This window comes from Methylomonas rivi, assembly GCF_024505165.1.
Lineage (GTDB): Bacteria > Pseudomonadota > Gammaproteobacteria > Methylococcales > Methylomonadaceae > Methylomonas > Methylomonas rivi.
Map to the genome: position 1 here is coordinate 1 of NZ_JANIBK010000108.1, position 13,867 is coordinate 13,867.

At 55.8% G+C, this 13,867-nt stretch carries 15 protein-coding genes and 1 riboswitch; of the genes, 5 read left to right on the forward strand and 10 right to left on the reverse strand.

From position 1 onward, the window contains the following. Positions 1 to 11: 11 nt before the first annotated feature. The 4 genes from NP596_RS15700 to NP596_RS15715 all read left to right on the forward strand — a co-directional run bounded on the left by NP596_RS15700 (position 12) and on the right by NP596_RS15715 (position 4,005). Positions 12 to 1,100, forward strand: coding sequence for an acyl-CoA dehydrogenase family protein (locus NP596_RS15700; protein WP_256616333.1), 1,089 nt, complete (start codon positions 12 to 14; stop codon positions 1,098 to 1,100). A gap of 102 nt (positions 1,101 to 1,202) precedes the next feature. After that, positions 1,203 to 2,321, forward strand: coding sequence for an acyl-CoA dehydrogenase family protein (locus NP596_RS15705; RefSeq protein ID WP_256616334.1), 1,119 nt, complete (start codon positions 1,203 to 1,205; stop codon positions 2,319 to 2,321). A gap of 93 nt (positions 2,322 to 2,414) precedes the next feature. Continuing rightward, on the forward strand, positions 2,415 to 2,792 hold the full coding sequence (locus NP596_RS15710) for a rhodanese-like domain-containing protein (protein ID WP_256616335.1): 378 nt from the start codon (positions 2,415 to 2,417) through the stop codon (positions 2,790 to 2,792). 130 nt (positions 2,793 to 2,922) lie between these two features. Then, complete coding sequence (locus NP596_RS15715) at positions 2,923 to 4,005, forward strand: AI-2E family transporter (RefSeq protein WP_256616336.1); 1,083 nt, start codon at positions 2,923 to 2,925, stop codon at positions 4,003 to 4,005. Here NP596_RS15715 and cobD read toward each other — a convergent pair. The 4 genes from cobD to NP596_RS15735 are packed head-to-tail and all read right to left on the reverse strand — an operon-like array spanning position 3,974 to position 8,363. Then, on the reverse strand, positions 3,974 to 5,017 hold the full coding sequence (cobD, locus tag NP596_RS15720; RefSeq protein ID WP_256616337.1) for a threonine-phosphate decarboxylase CobD: 1,044 nt from the start codon (positions 5,015 to 5,017) through the stop codon (positions 3,974 to 3,976). The genes NP596_RS15715 and cobD overlap by 32 nt on opposite strands. After that, a complete protein-coding gene (gene cbiB / locus NP596_RS15725; protein WP_256616338.1) occupies positions 5,010 to 5,927 on the reverse strand; it encodes an adenosylcobinamide-phosphate synthase CbiB in 918 nt (305 codons plus the stop codon). The genes cobD and cbiB overlap by 8 nt, the downstream gene beginning before the upstream one ends. A gap of 38 nt (positions 5,928 to 5,965) precedes the next feature. Then, a complete protein-coding gene (locus NP596_RS15730) occupies positions 5,966 to 6,538 on the reverse strand; it encodes a hypothetical protein (RefSeq protein WP_256616339.1) in 573 nt (190 codons plus the stop codon). Positions 6,539 to 6,554: 16 nt separating this feature from the next. Further along, positions 6,555 to 8,363 (reverse strand): TonB-dependent receptor domain-containing protein, encoded by a 1,809-nt coding sequence (locus tag NP596_RS15735; RefSeq protein ID WP_256616340.1) that lies wholly within the window; start codon positions 8,361 to 8,363, stop codon positions 6,555 to 6,557. Between the two features lie 109 nt (positions 8,364 to 8,472). Further along, positions 8,473 to 8,701: riboswitch (cobalamin riboswitch) on the reverse strand. A gap of 155 nt (positions 8,702 to 8,856) precedes the next feature. Here NP596_RS15735 and fliW point away from each other — a divergent pair. Beyond that, positions 8,857 to 9,315: a flagellar assembly protein FliW gene (gene fliW, locus NP596_RS15740; RefSeq protein ID WP_256616341.1), complete on the forward strand. Its 459-nt coding sequence runs from the start codon at positions 8,857 to 8,859 to the stop codon at positions 9,313 to 9,315. Positions 9,316 to 9,360: 45 nt separating this feature from the next. Here the strand turns inward: fliW and panD are convergent, their stop codons facing one another. The 6 genes from panD to NP596_RS22080 form a co-directional block, all read right to left on the reverse strand. After that, on the reverse strand, positions 9,361 to 9,741 hold the full coding sequence (gene panD, locus NP596_RS15745; protein ID WP_256616342.1) for an aspartate 1-decarboxylase: 381 nt from the start codon (positions 9,739 to 9,741) through the stop codon (positions 9,361 to 9,363). A gap of 85 nt (positions 9,742 to 9,826) precedes the next feature. Next, complete coding sequence (gene panC, locus NP596_RS15750; RefSeq protein WP_256616343.1) at positions 9,827 to 10,693, reverse strand: pantoate--beta-alanine ligase; 867 nt, start codon at positions 10,691 to 10,693, stop codon at positions 9,827 to 9,829. A gap of 4 nt (positions 10,694 to 10,697) precedes the next feature. After that, positions 10,698 to 11,507, reverse strand: coding sequence for a 3-methyl-2-oxobutanoate hydroxymethyltransferase (gene panB, locus NP596_RS15755; protein WP_256616344.1), 810 nt, complete (start codon positions 11,505 to 11,507; stop codon positions 10,698 to 10,700). Continuing rightward, positions 11,504 to 12,007 (reverse strand): 2-amino-4-hydroxy-6-hydroxymethyldihydropteridine diphosphokinase, encoded by a 504-nt coding sequence (folK, locus tag NP596_RS15760; protein ID WP_256616345.1) that lies wholly within the window; start codon positions 12,005 to 12,007, stop codon positions 11,504 to 11,506. Before folK ends, panB begins: the two co-directional genes overlap by 4 nt. Continuing rightward, a complete protein-coding gene (gene pcnB / locus NP596_RS15765; protein WP_371927962.1) occupies positions 12,004 to 13,413 on the reverse strand; it encodes a polynucleotide adenylyltransferase PcnB in 1,410 nt (469 codons plus the stop codon). Before pcnB ends, folK begins: the two co-directional genes overlap by 4 nt. A 202-nt stretch (positions 13,414 to 13,615) precedes the next feature. Beyond that, the coding region (locus NP596_RS22080) for a hypothetical protein (RefSeq protein WP_371927961.1) at positions 13,616 to 13,867 on the reverse strand (252 nt) is incomplete at its 5' end.

Consider the following 13,867-nt stretch of genomic DNA (forward strand, 5'->3'; position numbering starts at 1 on the left):
CAAGCTAAGCCATGAACACAACTCCCGATTTCTCAAACCTATTGCCTTATGCCGCTTCACCGGACGACACCCAAATCCTGGCCCGCTTCCGCGCCATCGCCGAGCAAGGCGGATTGCGGCATGCCTTGCCGGCGGAGTTCGGCGGATATGGCGATGGCTTTGCCGATTTGCGCGGTACCCATCGTCAACTCGGCCTGGCCAGCCGCGATCCAGGTTTGCTGTTGATGGTCAACGCCCATCTGTGGGGCATCGTGTTTCCCGTGCGGTTATACGGCAGTGCGGCGCAACAGCAGCAGTTTTTACCCAAGCTGATTGCCGGCCAGTGGTTGGGTGGCCATGCCATCACCGAGCCGGGTTGCGGGTCCGACGTGCAGGCTATGATCAGCCGCGCCGAGCGGGCCGGCGAGAACTTTATTCTGAACGGCGAAAAACGCTATATCACCAATGCGCCGCTAGCCGATTGGCTGGTGGTGTACGCCAAGCTGGACGGCAAGATCACGGCTTTTCTGGTGTCGTGGCGGGATCAAGGTTGCCGGTTTAGCGGCGAGGGCGGTTTGGAGGCTTGCAGAGGCGGCGTCACCGGTAGCGTGTTGTTGGATAATTGCCGGGTCGGCGCCGACCGGCTGCTGGGCAAGGCCGGTGCCGGTACCCAGATGATACAAAAGGCCCTGGAATACGAGCGGGCCTTCGTGTTCGCCGGTATCGCCGGCATCATGCAATGGCAGTTGGACGAGGTGGTACGGCATAGCCGGGATAGGCGCTCCGGCGGCGTGCATCTGGGCCGGCATCAGGCTATCGGCCATCGCATTGCCGATATGAAGCTGCGGCTGGATACCGTCGATCTGTGGCTCAACGAGTGCGCGCGGCTCTGCGACGCCGGTCAACGGCTGACGCTGGCGTCGGCGCAAACCAAACCAATGAAAGAATTTCTCAGAAAAGAAGTCTCCCGAGACGATATATTAGATGCATTAGTTGGTTTAGTGGTTGCCAGTACCTCTGATGATGCCCTACAAACAGCACCTATGGACCCAGAAAAAGATTCTGGTGGACTTCCAATGGAAATGGTTTTCACAGAACAGCCGAATACTCATGCGCTTTAATAAGCGGTAGAGCATATTCATTCGTAGGCAATGTGCTACAACCTTAACTTTGCAGCCGAGATTCGCTGGAATTTGAAGAGAAAATGGCTTAACCAAACAACGATGAATATGTCCCCCGATTTTTCAAGCCTGTCGCCTTATGCCGGTCCTCTGGACGAAGCGCAAATCCAGTCCCGCTTCCGCTCCATCGCCGAGCAAGGCGGCTTGCGGCATGCCTTGCCCGCGGTGTTCGGCGGATATGGCGATGGCTTTGCCGATTTGCGCGGTACCCATCGTCAACTCGGCCTGGCCAGCCGCGATCCGGGTTTGCTGTTGATGGTCAACGCCCATCTGTGGGGTATCGTGTTCCCCGTGCTGTTATACGGCAGCGCGGCGCAACAGCAATGGTTGTTACCGCAACTGATTGCCGGCCAGTGGCTGGGCGGACATGCTATCACCGAGCCGGGTTGCGGGTCCGACGTGCAGGCTATGATCAGCCGCGCCGAACGGGATGGCGAAACGTTTATTCTGACTGGAGAGAAACGCTATATCACCAATGTGCCGCTGGCCGACTGGTTGGTGGTGTATGCCAAGCTGGACGGCAAGATCACGGCTTTTCTGGTTTCGCGCCAGGATCGGGGTTGCCGGTTCAGCCATGACGGCGGCTTGGATGCCTGCCGGGGCAGCGTCACCGGCAGTGTGTTGCTGGAAAATTGCCGGCTGGATGCCGACCGCCTGCTAGGCAAGCCGGGTGCCGGTACTCAGATGATACAAAAGGCCCTGGAATACGAGCGCGCCTTCGTGTTCGCCGGCATCGCCGGCATCATGCAATGGCAACTGGACGAAGTGGTGCGCTACAGCCGGGACAGGCGCTCCGGCGGCGTGCATCTGGGCCGTCATCAGGCTATCGGCCATCGCATTGCCGATATGAAGCTGCGGCTGGATACCGTCGATCTGTGGCTTAACGAGTGCGCGCGGCTCTGCGACGCCGGTCAACGGCTGACGCTGGCGTCGGCGCAAACCAAGCTGTACGCCGCCGAAGCGTTCTTGCAATCCAGTCTGGACGCGGTGCAGATCATGGGGGCGGCGGGGCTGGAAGTGGGCAATGCAATGGCCGGGCTGGTGCGGGATGCCATGGCCGGACGCTTGTTTTCCGGCAGCTCGGAAGTACAGAAAAATCTGATCGCGGCGTTGCTCGGCACGGGCGATGCTTATCGGGGGGGCGGAGCGATGCCGGGCTGAACCATTTGCCCGCCTTTCGGTGGGTTATTTACAAGCGAACCCTTATTCAGGCATTGTGTGTATCGGTAACAATTGCATGCGGAGATTTTAGATATGAAAAAATACTTTTCCATCTTGGCGTTGGTTCTGGCCGCGGCCGGCTGCCAATTTCAGCAACCCGGCTATTTGCAGATGGTATCGGCGACTGAATTGCATAACATCCTGCAAAACCGGGATGTGCTGTTGATTGACGTGCATACGCCGGAACAAAAACACATCAAGGGTACCGACTTGGTGATTCCTTACAATCAAATCGAGGCTAATCAGAACAAGTTGCCGGCGGATAAAAATACGCCGATTTACCTGTATTGCGAAGGCGGCCCTATGGGCAACGCGGCGGCCAGATCGTTGCACGCCCTGGGTTACGATAACCTGTTCAATTTGGATGGCGGCACGCATGCCTGGAAGAAGGCCGGTCTTGAGCTTGAATAAGCGGGACGGTAGCGTCCGAATAGGCCTGGGCGCTCTTTACACCTGTTATCCGGGATATTGTCATATCGATTATCTGATGGCTGCCGTATGATTAAGTCTTGAAGCATACAAGCCCGGTGCGGGAAAACTTATGAAGCAGTCGATTACCCGTTACGAAAAAATCGCCAGCCTTGCCGCGCTTTGCGTGCTGCTGTTTGCCTGTTACCGGGTGCTGCAGCCGTTTATTTTCGATCTGTTGTGGGCGGCCATCCTTTGTTATGTGACCTGGCCCTTGTATGCCAAGCTGCGGGACTGGCATTTGACTCGAAACTGGGCGGCTATCTGCATGGTGTTGCCGATAGGACTGTTGGTGTTAACGCCGTTTGTGGCCGCCGCGCTTACGTTTACGGAAGACATCAATCGAATGTTGCAATGGCTGGGCGACCACGCTCACAGCTGGCCGGCTCCGCCGGCCTGGTTAAAAAACCTGCCGATGGTCGGCGCAAGCGCCGTCGAAACCTGGATAAATTTTGGTGAAGACTCGAGCCGAATCATCAATCTGGTCCGCCAATACGCCTTGGGCGTCAGCGGCTGGATTTTCAAGCAAGGTATCAGTTTGGCCGGCGAGCTGATGCACATGGGGTTGAGCATCTTGGTGTTGTTTTTCTTTTACCGCGACGGCGAACGGGTTGCCGACCACGCCATCAGTGTGGTAGAGCGCTTGGCGGGCGAACAGACTCAGCGCATTCTGCACATTGTGCGCACCAGTCTGCGGGCCGTGGTGTACGGCATACTCGGCACGGCGCTGGCGCAGGCATTGGTGTCGATATTGGGTTTCGTGATTGCCGGCGTGCCTTATGCCTTTGTGCTGGGTGTGGTGGCTTTCTTTTTAATGATTATTCCGGCCGCCGGCACGCTGGTCTGGCTGCCGATTTCCGCTTGGTTATTGATGGAGGGCGAAACCGGTTGGGCTATTTTTATTGCCGTGTGGTTTTTGCTGTTGGTGGGCACCATCGATAACTGGCTGCGGCCGATTTTGATCAGCCGGGAAGTGGAGCTGCCGTTTGTGCTGATTATGTTCGGTATTTTCGGCGGCTTATTGGCGTTCGGCTTTATCGGCGTTTTCATCGGTCCTACTTTGTTGGCCACCAGCTATGCGTTGCTGTTGGATTGGCTGATCCGCAAGGAAAAGGAAACCTTGGTTATGCCGGGAAAGCGGGGTGTTGCCGATTAAAGCGCTTGCCATGGCCTGTTGTTAGCTGTTTGATTTCGGGCTGGGTCAGAGCTGTTGCCAATCGCCGCCAAGCCGGTTCGTCTTTAGGCAAGCCAAACCGTAGGCTGGCAGGCTGGTCGAACAAGCGGGTCAATATGCCTTGTTGGGCCAGTAATTCATGCAAATCGGCCGCGTCAGCGGTTTGTAGCCATTGAAATAAATGGCAGCCGCCGCGCGGCGGCCAACCGTTTTTGATCAGCAATTCGCGCAAACGAACGCCCTGTTGTTGCAACGCGGCTGCCGTGCGTTGTTGCCAATCCCGATCGGCCAGGGCTTGTGCCGCCACGAAACGCCCAGGATGGCTGATAGTCCAGGGGCCCAGTGTTTCCGCCAGCCGTGCAAGCAAACTTTGCTCGGCCACTACAAAGCCGCAGCGAATCCCCGCCAAGCCGAAAAATTTGCCTATCGAACGCAGCACGATCAGGCCCGGACGAACCGGCAAGGCGGACAAGCTGTATCCCTGCATGCCGTCCATGAACGCTTCGTCCACGATCAGCCAGCCGCCGCGCCGGTTGAGTTTGGCGTGCCAGTCCAGCAATCGCTCCGGCGTCCAAAGTTTGCCGGTGGGGTTGTTGGGGTTGATCAGGATCAATACTTCCAGTTCGTCCAGTTGCCGGTCCAGGTTATCGGCATCCACAATCCGCAGCCGGTGTCCGGCTTTTTGCCAGCCGGCGGCATGTTCGGCATAGGCCGGCTGTAACACGCCGACCCGGCAGGCGGGCCGTAACAGCGGCAGTGTTTGTATGGCCGCTTGCGAGCCGGCCACCGGCAGCAAGGAGTCGTTTTGGTAGTAGGCGCGGGCGGCGGGTAACAAATCATCGTCATCTTCCGGCAAGCGCTGCCAGCAGGCGGCCGGTATCGCGGGCACCGGCCAGCCGTTGGGGTTGATGCCGGTGGATAAATCCAGCCAGTCGGACAAGCGGATGCCGTAACGGCCGGCGGCCTGGCGTAAACGCCCGCCATGTTCAAGCAAGGCTGTCTCCCATGGCTATTAGTAAAAGCCATAACGCCAAGGTTTTATAAATCAAACCAGAGGCAAGTCGGATGTCGGAATCTGTTGGTGTTTGCTTGCCGCCGAACCAGGGTTTTTGTTTTAGCCGGCCGTGATACCAGGCCGGGCCGCCCAAGCTTAGATCCATGGCGCCGGCCCCCGCCGTCATCACCGGCCCGGCGTTGGGGCTGTCGAGCAAATGAGCCTGATGTTGCCAAGCGTAAACAGCTTGGCGGGAATTGCCGATTGCGGCATAACTCAGCGCGGTCAGGCGGGCGGGAAGCCAGTTCAACAGGTCGTCGAAACGGGCCGCGGCCCAACCGAAATGCTGGTAGCGCTGGTTTTTATAACCCCACATGGCGTCCAGGGTATTAGCGAACCGGTACAACAAAGCGCCGAAAGGTCCCAGCATTACAAACCAGAACAGCGGCGCGAATACCGCGTCGGCGCCGTTTTCCAATACCGATTCGACGGTTGCTCGGCGCACATCGTCCATCGTCATGTCCGCTGTTTGCCGGCTGACGATGTTGCCGACCTGTTGCCGGGCCAGCGGTAAATCATCGGCGGTTAATGCCGAATAAACCGCATCCGCGTGCTGTTGCAGGCTGCGGGCGCCGATACAAAAATATAGGGTGGCGATGTTGAAAAGGGTTTGCGCGGACGGCGGCATGGTCAACCCAAGCAGGCCGACTAAACTCGCGGATAGCGCGCATAGCCACGCCAAAAGCCCGAGCGCTTTTTGCAGTTGCGCGGTGTGTTGTGGCCGACGGAAAAACGTTTCCAACCGGCTTGCCCAGCGGCCGAATCCGACCAGGGGATGATATTGATTGCTGAGTTCGCCCAGACAATAGTCCAGCGCCACGGCACAGAGCAGGGTTAACGTGAGTGTCATGCAAAGAAGCGGGAGGGCGAGACGCCCTCCCAGGATGTCTAAACGGTTTGTTGCGTGGCTCTTTGAGTAATGATGTGCTTGACGGCGCTAACCGCGGCGAAAATCGCTACCGCATATAGCAAGGTGTTTGTCATGTAAGGCGGATAGTATTTGGCGAAGCGCTCGATATATTGCGCCCAATTGGTATCGGCGTAACGGCCCGACAACCAATAGAAGCTGCCGTTGGAAAACAAAAATGCCGTGGAGGTGGCCGCAACCAGGGCGATCAGTTGCCGTGCCGCGCCGGCAATACTCAGTTCGGTGAATTTGCGGCACCATTTGCCGCCCAGCCACATCGCGGCATAAGAGCCGATCAGAAATACGTAGGCTTTGGACACGCAAAAGTCGCTGACGCCGAGTTTTGTGATGGCTAGATAATCGATCAGGCCGGCTTCGATCAGCAACGTAGCGAACAGGTAGCGGCCGCCCAGCCACAGGCCGGCCAGAAAGAAGATGGCCAGAGAAGCATCCGGCAACGCGAAAGGCGTACCGAAATGGTGGAAGCGGGTGGCGGCCATCAAGGCCATCAGCGCAACCGCGCCGGGTTTTACGGTTAGTGTGGGTAAGCTCATAAGTGTCTCCCAAGAATCAATTGTTGTAATGAAGGGTGAAAAAGAAGTTTCTGCCGAAAGTGTTGTAAGTATCGACGGTTTGATACTGTTTATCCAGCAGATTGTTTAATTTGGCGCTGAGCATCCAGTGTTTGTCGATATGGTAGGCCGCGCGCAGGTCGACGGTGACGAAGCCGCCGACTTCGGTGCGATTAGCGCGGTCGTCGAAGCGGCTGCCTTGGGCAATAACATGGGCGCCGACATCGACGGCATCGAAGGAACGCGACACGTCATAGGAAAGCGTTTGCGAAGCGCGGCGCGCCAAATTCAAATTGGTAACCCTGTCACGGGGGCTCAGCAAGGCTAGGTTCAGGCTATTGTTCCAGCCGAACAATTGTGTCGATAGTTCGCCTTCCATGCCGTCGATTTGGGCTTGGTCGACATTCTCCACCGGGAAAATCGCGATCAAGTTGTCGATGTTGGTGTGGTAGGCGCGCAGCTCCCAGCTGGCAAGGTCATGGTTGCCGGCAAGGCCGGCTTCGAAGCTGGTGGACTCTTCCGCTTTCAGGTTCGGGTTGCCGTAATTCGGAAAATACAGCTGGTTGAAGGTGGGCGCCTTAAACGCATTGCCGAAGCTGGCGAAGGCGCTGAGGCCGTAATGCCAGTTATAGCGCCAGCCGAAATTGCCGGTGACGCTGTCTCCGAATGCCTCGTTATCGTCCCAGCGCAAGGAGGCGTTCAGAAAATGGTCGTCGAAAACGCGGCTGTGCACTTCGCCGAACACGCCCACATCGTAACGCGAGGATTCGTTGTAGCGGGTCGAACTTTGTACTTCGTCGAGCCGGTAATCGGTGCCCAAGGTGACTTGGTGGTTGGGATTTATCGTGATGTTGTTCAGCCAGGTGGCATTCCAGCGGGTGGTGTTGAAGCGGCTGAAAAAACCGCCGTTGGGGCGGAAGTTGTCGCCATCGTCCTGGGTTTGGCCGAAGCGCAAGGTGGAGCGCCAGTTATCCAGCAGGTCGAAGCCGGCCGTGGTGCCGACGACTTGATTGACGAAATCGGTTTTGTTGGGCGTGCCGTCGAACTCGGTTTTGCCGAACGAGCGCATAAAAAACGCCTCGATTTCCGCATTATTGTCGAAGCGGCGGCCGATTCGCGCATTGATGCCGGTGTTGTGGTAAGCGTCGCGGTCGGGTTCGTTGAGTGCCGTGGTGGGTTGCCGGGCGTCGATGCCTTGGCTATTCATGTGCGAGGCGCCCAGGGTATACCAGCTGTTTTGCCATTTACCGCTGACGGTGCCTGAGGAGGTGAAGGTATCGAAGGAGCCCGCGCCGGTTTCCAACGTGACGCTGGGCTTGTCGGTTTGCGCGCCCTTGCGGGTGAAAATCTGAATCACCCCGCCGATGGCTTCCGAGCCGTACAGACTGGATTGCGGGCCGCGGATGATTTCGACCCGTTCGATTTGGTCGATGGGGATAAATTGAAACGCGGCCGAGCCCGAAGTGACGGAGCCGGCCTTGATGCCGTCGATCAATACCAAAATATGGTCGGAGTTGGTGCCGCGCATATACAGGCTGGTGTTCTTGCCGTAGCCGCCTTGTTCGACCAGATCGATGCCGGGCGCGGTTTTTAATAATTCCGGCAGAGTCCTGACTTGACGTTTTGCTATGTCTTCGCGGGTGAATACCGTGGTGGCGGTTGCCAATTCGTTGCGGGCGGTTTCCGCGCGGGTTGCCGTGACCACGGTCTCGGGCAGGTTGATGTCCTCGCTGTTTGCTTTTGCCGGCAAAGCTAACGTTGTGCCGGCGCCCGTCAGCAGTAGGGAGCCGAATAAAATTTTTTGCATGTTGTCCTCTGCGCCCGCCGCGCATTCGGGTGAATAAAGGACAGAGGAAAAACGGCAAACGAAAAAGGCGAAGACAGGCTGCGACCATTCCGTCAACAGCCCTCCGCTGTCTCGAATGATCTTTCCGGCCAGTCTCCGGGCTTATAAGTGGCTTTGCGGCCTGAATCGCGGCCTTCCCATGCCGGTTGGCACAGTGGCGTTCGCGCGGTTCTTTTACTTATCTACCGTTGCGGGGGCAGCGTCGGCATGGCGGCTTTTGTTAAATAAAGCGCGGCACCGACTTCCTGTTTAAGCCGGATCAAGCTATTGGTCCGGGCACCTGAAAGAGGGACGGCAATTTTAGGCGGTTAAGCTTGGAATGACAAGTGAAATCGCTTGCGTGAGTCAGCTGCCGTGTTAGGTTTATGATTGCAAATACCCTGTTCCGTGCTATAAATTGGCGTATATTTACAAGCACCTTTCTTAAAAAAAACTAACCGACACGGGCGATATTATGGATATTCAATCTAAGCTGCTGGGCGATCAACAAGTTAATCCCGATACCATTATTACCTTTCCCAAAGGTATTCCAGGTTTTGAGGATCAAACCCGCTTCAAACTGTTTCACCAGGAGGGCAGCGAGATTGTGTATTGGTTGCAAGGCGTGGATAGCGATGAATTGACGCTGTCGGTGGCGAGTCCGGCGCATTTCAATATCAATTACAATTTTGTGTTGAGTGACGAAGAAGAAAAACTGTTGCAAGCCGACAGTAGCGACGAGTTGGTGATTCTGCTGGTGCTGCACAAGGAAGAGGGCGACGGTTCCGGCAAGCCTACGATCAAAGGTTCGATCAAATCGCCGTTGGTCATTAACGGCACTAAACGTATCGGCTTGCAAAAAGTGTTGGTGAATATCGAACAGAGCATCACGCTGACCGAAAAAGTCAGTGAAATCGATGTGTCGGAGGCTTGATTAAGCCAATCCAACCGCCGCGAACCGCGGCGGTTGGATTGTTGGTCATGCGGCCTGAACCGGGATGGAATGGCTGGAGTGGCTGATCTTGTTGTTGCCGTCAAAATAAACCAAGGTGGGTTGATAATTTTTCACTTCCTTTTCATCCAGACTGGCAAAGGCCGCCACGATGATCAAGTCGCCCGGACACGCCAGACGCGCCGCGGCGCCGTTGATGGAAAACACCCCGGAGCCCTCTTCCGCCCGAATCGCATAGGTGGTAAAGCGTTGGCCGTTGTTGATGTTGTAGATGTGAATTTGCTCGTATTCCCGAATCCCTGAAAAATCGAGTATTTTGCCGTCTATGGCGCACGAACCTTCATAATCGAGTTCGGAATGCGTTACACGCGCCCGGTGTAACTTGGCTTTCAGCATGTTTATGTGCATAGTGAACATCATAAAAGACTAGGGGACTGAGAATTATGCCCGAAACGGACCGGGCTATCAAATTTTAGCGCCCTTTACAGCGGCTTCAAGGGGTTGTCCGGGCCGGATCCGCACGGGTGAAGTATATGTTATCGATCAAACGGGTTTTGCCGAGTTTGGCCGCGATCAGAATCACTAATTCCGTGTCGGTTTCCTTGGCGGGCAATAAATCCGCGCTGCGGCAAATTCGAAAATAATCAAGCATAAAGCCCGCGTCCCTTAGAGTTTGCGCTTGCCGGTCCATGACTGGCCGATAATCGGTTGTGCCCGACAGCACCGCGTCTCGGGTGGCGCATAATGCTCGGTAAAGCAGCGGAGCATGTTGCCTTTCCGCTGCGGTCAGGTAGCCGTTGCGCGAGCTCATTGCCAAGCCGTCGGCCTCTCTCATTGTCGCTACGCCTTGAATGGCAACCGGAATGCTCAGGTCGGCGACCATGGTGCGGATGACCGCCAACTGCTGAAAATCCTTCTCGCCCAGCAGCAATAAATCCGGTTGCACCATGTTCAATAATTTGCAGACCACCACGGCCACGCCATCGAAGTGGCCGGGTCTGCTGGCACCGCAGTGCAAGGTAGATAGTCCTTTTACCGACACCTGCGTCTGTAAAGGCGCGGGGTACATTTCATTCACACTGGGCAGAAACAATAAGTCGGCGCCGCAAGCGGTCAATTTGGCTTGATCTTGCCGTTCGGTGCGCGGGTAACTGGCAAAATCTTCATTGGGGCCGAACTGGGCCGGGTTGACGAATATGCTGACGACAACTCGGTCGGCCTGTTGCTGTGCCGTCTTGACCAGTTGCAGATGGCCTGCATGCAGGTTGCCCATGGTGGGGACAAACGCGATACGCAGTCCGTTTTGCCGCCACTCGCTGATGACAAGTCTTAAGTCTTTTATACTGTTGACTGTCTGCATCGAATCAGTAAGTGTGTTCAGTCGCTGGGAATTGGCCGTTCTTTACGGCGCGGTGATAACGCTTGACCGCATCTTCAATGCTGTCGGCTTCGGCCATAAAGTTTTTGGAAAATCGCGGGTGATTGCCGACGGTAATATTCAGCATGTCGTATAGCACCAGCACCTGGCCGTCGCAGGCCGGGCCGGCGCCGATGCCGATCACCGGGATCGTCAGATTTTGGGTGATTTCCGCGGCCAGCATGGCCGGAACGCATTCCAGAACCAACAGGCCGGCACCGGCTCGTTCAATGGCCAGGGCGTCTTTCAGTATTTGTTGCGCTTGCGCGGGTTCCCGGCCTTGAACTTTGTAGCCGCCGATACGGTTGACCGATTGCGGCAATAAACCCAGATGGCCGCAGACCGGGATGCCCTGGTCCACCAAAAACTCAATCACGTCGATTTTAGCGCCTTCCAGTTTGACCATTTGCGCGCCACCAGCCTGCATCAATCGGGCGGCATTGCTCATGGCTTGTTGCGGTGCGGCATAGCTGGCAAACGGCATGTCCGCCACGACAAAGGCCCTTTTCCTGGCGCTCGTCACGCAACGGCAGTGATAAACCATGTCGCGGATGGCGACGGGTAGCGTGCTGTTGTGGCCTTGTACGACCATGCCCAGGGAATCGCCCACCAAAATGACTTCGATCCCCGTCAGATCCAGTAATGCGGAAAAGCTGGCGTCGTAGGCGGTGAGGCTGGTAATTTTTTCGCCGGTTTGTTTCATGGCGCGCAAGTCGGTAATCGAAAGCGTTTTCGGGGTATCGGCATAAAGTGTCATGGCTCTATCCTGCGAATGCCGTCCGCCGCGCAATTGGCAAGCAGTTTGCCCAGGCTGCCTTTGCCGACAATTTGCAAATCGGTGGGAGCAATGTCCGCCAGCGGGTATAAGACAAAGGCCCGATTCGCCAATTCCGGGTGAGGCACAATCAGATCGGGTTCGTTCAAGATGAGGTCGTCATAGAGTAATAGATCGAGGTCCAGGGTTCTGGCGCCCCAGCGCGTCGAGCGCAAGCGGCCGTGTTGATTTTCGATAGCTTGTAATTGTCTTAGTAAATCCAATGGCGACTGATTGGTGCGAATACGCATCACCGCATTGATGTAATCGGGCTGGTCCTGAGGGCCTACCGGGTGGCTGCTGTAAAGCGGCGAAAGCCGGGATTCTCGAATGCCGGGTAAGGCGGTAATTTCCTGGGCCGCTGTATGCACCTGCTGTAAAGGAGCGTCAAGATTACTGCCCAGGCCAATATAGGCCTCATGCCAATTCGAAGACTGGCTCATTGCGGGGTGTCCGGCTTTTTCCGCGTGCGGTAGCGGCGGGGTTTGCCCTTGCCTTTAGTGGCGCTTCCCTTGGGTGGTGCCGTCATTTTACGCTGGGTTTCTTCATCCGCCAGTTGGAACTGCGTCCACCATTCCACCAATTCCGGGTCGGCGCCGCCGGTTTCCGCCCGTAATTGCAGAAAGTCGTAAGCCGCCCGAAATTTCGGTTGTTCGAGTAAACGGTAAGGGCGGGTGCCAAAGGTTTTGGAGAATTTGTTTTGCAAAAACCATACATCGCGCATCGATTGGGTGATGTGGCGCGGCATGGCGGTGATTTTGATTTGCCGGCTTAACACTTCGTTGGCGGCGTTTTGGTAGGCGACGGTTTCGTGTTCGCCTTGCTGGATACGTTTCTCCGCGGCCATTTGCAGCGGTTCCCATAGTAAAGCGGCCAGTAAAAAATAAGGCGTCAGGCTTTTGCCTTCCGCAAAGCGCGCATCGGAATTTTCCAGGGCCCTGATCAAAAACAGGCGGGGAAAGTCGTGGTCCTGGGTTTCCAGGCATTTGTCGGTGGCGGGAAACAGCATGGCGAATAAACCGTAGTGCCTGAGCATTTCAAAGGTTTGCACGCCATAGCCGGCCAGGAATAGTTTTAATGCTTCATCGTAAAGACGCGCGGCGGGGATGCTTTTCAGCAATTCCGCCTGGGTATAAATCGGTTGTTCGGTATCCGGGTGCAGGGTGAAACCCAGCTTGACGGCAAAACGGATTGCCCGCAGCATCCGTACCGGGTCTTCCCGGTAACGCACGCCGGGGTCTCCGATCAAGCGCAGGACGGCATTGGCATGGTCCTGCATGCCGCCGGTGTAATCGACCACGGAAAAGTCGCGGATGTTGTAATAAAGCGCGTTAACGGTAAAATCGCGGCGCCAAACGTCTTCCTCCAGGGTGCCGAACACGTTGTCGCGTAACAGTCGGCCGTCTTCGTGTACGACCTGCTGGTCGGATTCCGCCGTTTCCGAGCCGCGAAAGGTGGCGACTTCAATGATTTCCCGGCCGAAGAACACATGCGCCAGCCGAAAGCGGCGGCCGATGATGCGGCAGTTTCTAAACACCTGTTTGACTTGCTCGGGACTGGCATTGGTGGCGACATCGAAATCCTTGGGTTCGCGGCCCAGCAATAAATCCCTGACGCAGCCGCCCACCAAATAAGCTTCGTAATCGGCTTTTTTCAGGCGTTGCAACACTTTTAACGCATTTTCGCTGATTTGGGTGCGGGAGATGCAATGCTCCGAGCGGGAATAGATTTTTGCCCGGCTTTCTTCCGGGCCGGCGGCTATTTCGCTAACGGGTGATTCGGACTCGCTCGCCGAAAAAATTTTTTTGAAGAATTTAAAAATGACAATAACCCTGTATAAAATTTTAATCCCTGTTTGTTATGCGCGTGCGGCACAAAGCCAGGCCGTTTAGTGCTTTATGATAACACTGGGTAAGATGACTGCTCAATCCAGCTTGATCTTTTACATTGTGTAACAATATAGTAGAATCAGCAGGTTGGTTGTGTCATGGTCTGGTGGCACTAAAAAATTAAGTGGTTTCATCATTTTGCTTGGTGCGATCGGCAACTATTTAGGAGCGAGGGGAAATGTTTAAGAAAATTTTGATCGGTTTTGTTGACCAGCCTTTATTTACCAGTTTGTTTGTAGCTGACTTTGCCATACTGCTGTTCCATAGGCCGCCGTTTTTCTTTTCGGTGTTGATGGTCGGCGCGCTGGTGGCTATGAGTATGTATATGGGGCAAAAACTCGAATTGTTTCGCAAGTAATTGCAGGCATTCGACAAAAAAACATCGGGAAAGCCCGGCGCCGAATCCGTTTCGGC

Coding starts and splice junctions, on each gene's coding strand:
- NP596_RS15700 (WP_256616333.1), top strand. CDS start 12: ATGAACACAACTCCCGATTTCTCAAACCTATTGCCTTATGCCGCTTCA.
- NP596_RS15705 (WP_256616334.1), top strand. CDS start 1,203: ATGAATATGTCCCCCGATTTTTCAAGCCTGTCGCCTTATGCCGGTCCT.
- NP596_RS15710 (WP_256616335.1), top strand. CDS start 2,415: ATGAAAAAATACTTTTCCATCTTGGCGTTGGTTCTGGCCGCGGCCGGC.
- NP596_RS15715 (WP_256616336.1), top strand. CDS start 2,923: ATGAAGCAGTCGATTACCCGTTACGAAAAAATCGCCAGCCTTGCCGCG.
- cbiB (WP_256616338.1), bottom strand. CDS start 5,927: ATGACACTCACGTTAACCCTGCTCTGTGCCGTGGCGCTGGACTATTGT.
- NP596_RS15730 (WP_256616339.1), bottom strand. CDS start 6,538: ATGAGCTTACCCACACTAACCGTAAAACCCGGCGCGGTTGCGCTGATG.
- NP596_RS15735 (WP_256616340.1), bottom strand. CDS start 8,363: ATGCAAAAAATTTTATTCGGCTCCCTACTGCTGACGGGCGCCGGCACA.
- fliW (WP_256616341.1), top strand. CDS start 8,857: ATGGATATTCAATCTAAGCTGCTGGGCGATCAACAAGTTAATCCCGAT.
- panD (WP_256616342.1), bottom strand. CDS start 9,741: ATGCACATAAACATGCTGAAAGCCAAGTTACACCGGGCGCGTGTAACG.
- panC (WP_256616343.1), bottom strand. CDS start 10,693: ATGCAGACAGTCAACAGTATAAAAGACTTAAGACTTGTCATCAGCGAG.
- panB (WP_256616344.1), bottom strand. CDS start 11,507: ATGACACTTTATGCCGATACCCCGAAAACGCTTTCGATTACCGACTTG.
- folK (WP_256616345.1), bottom strand. CDS start 12,007: ATGAGCCAGTCTTCGAATTGGCATGAGGCCTATATTGGCCTGGGCAGT.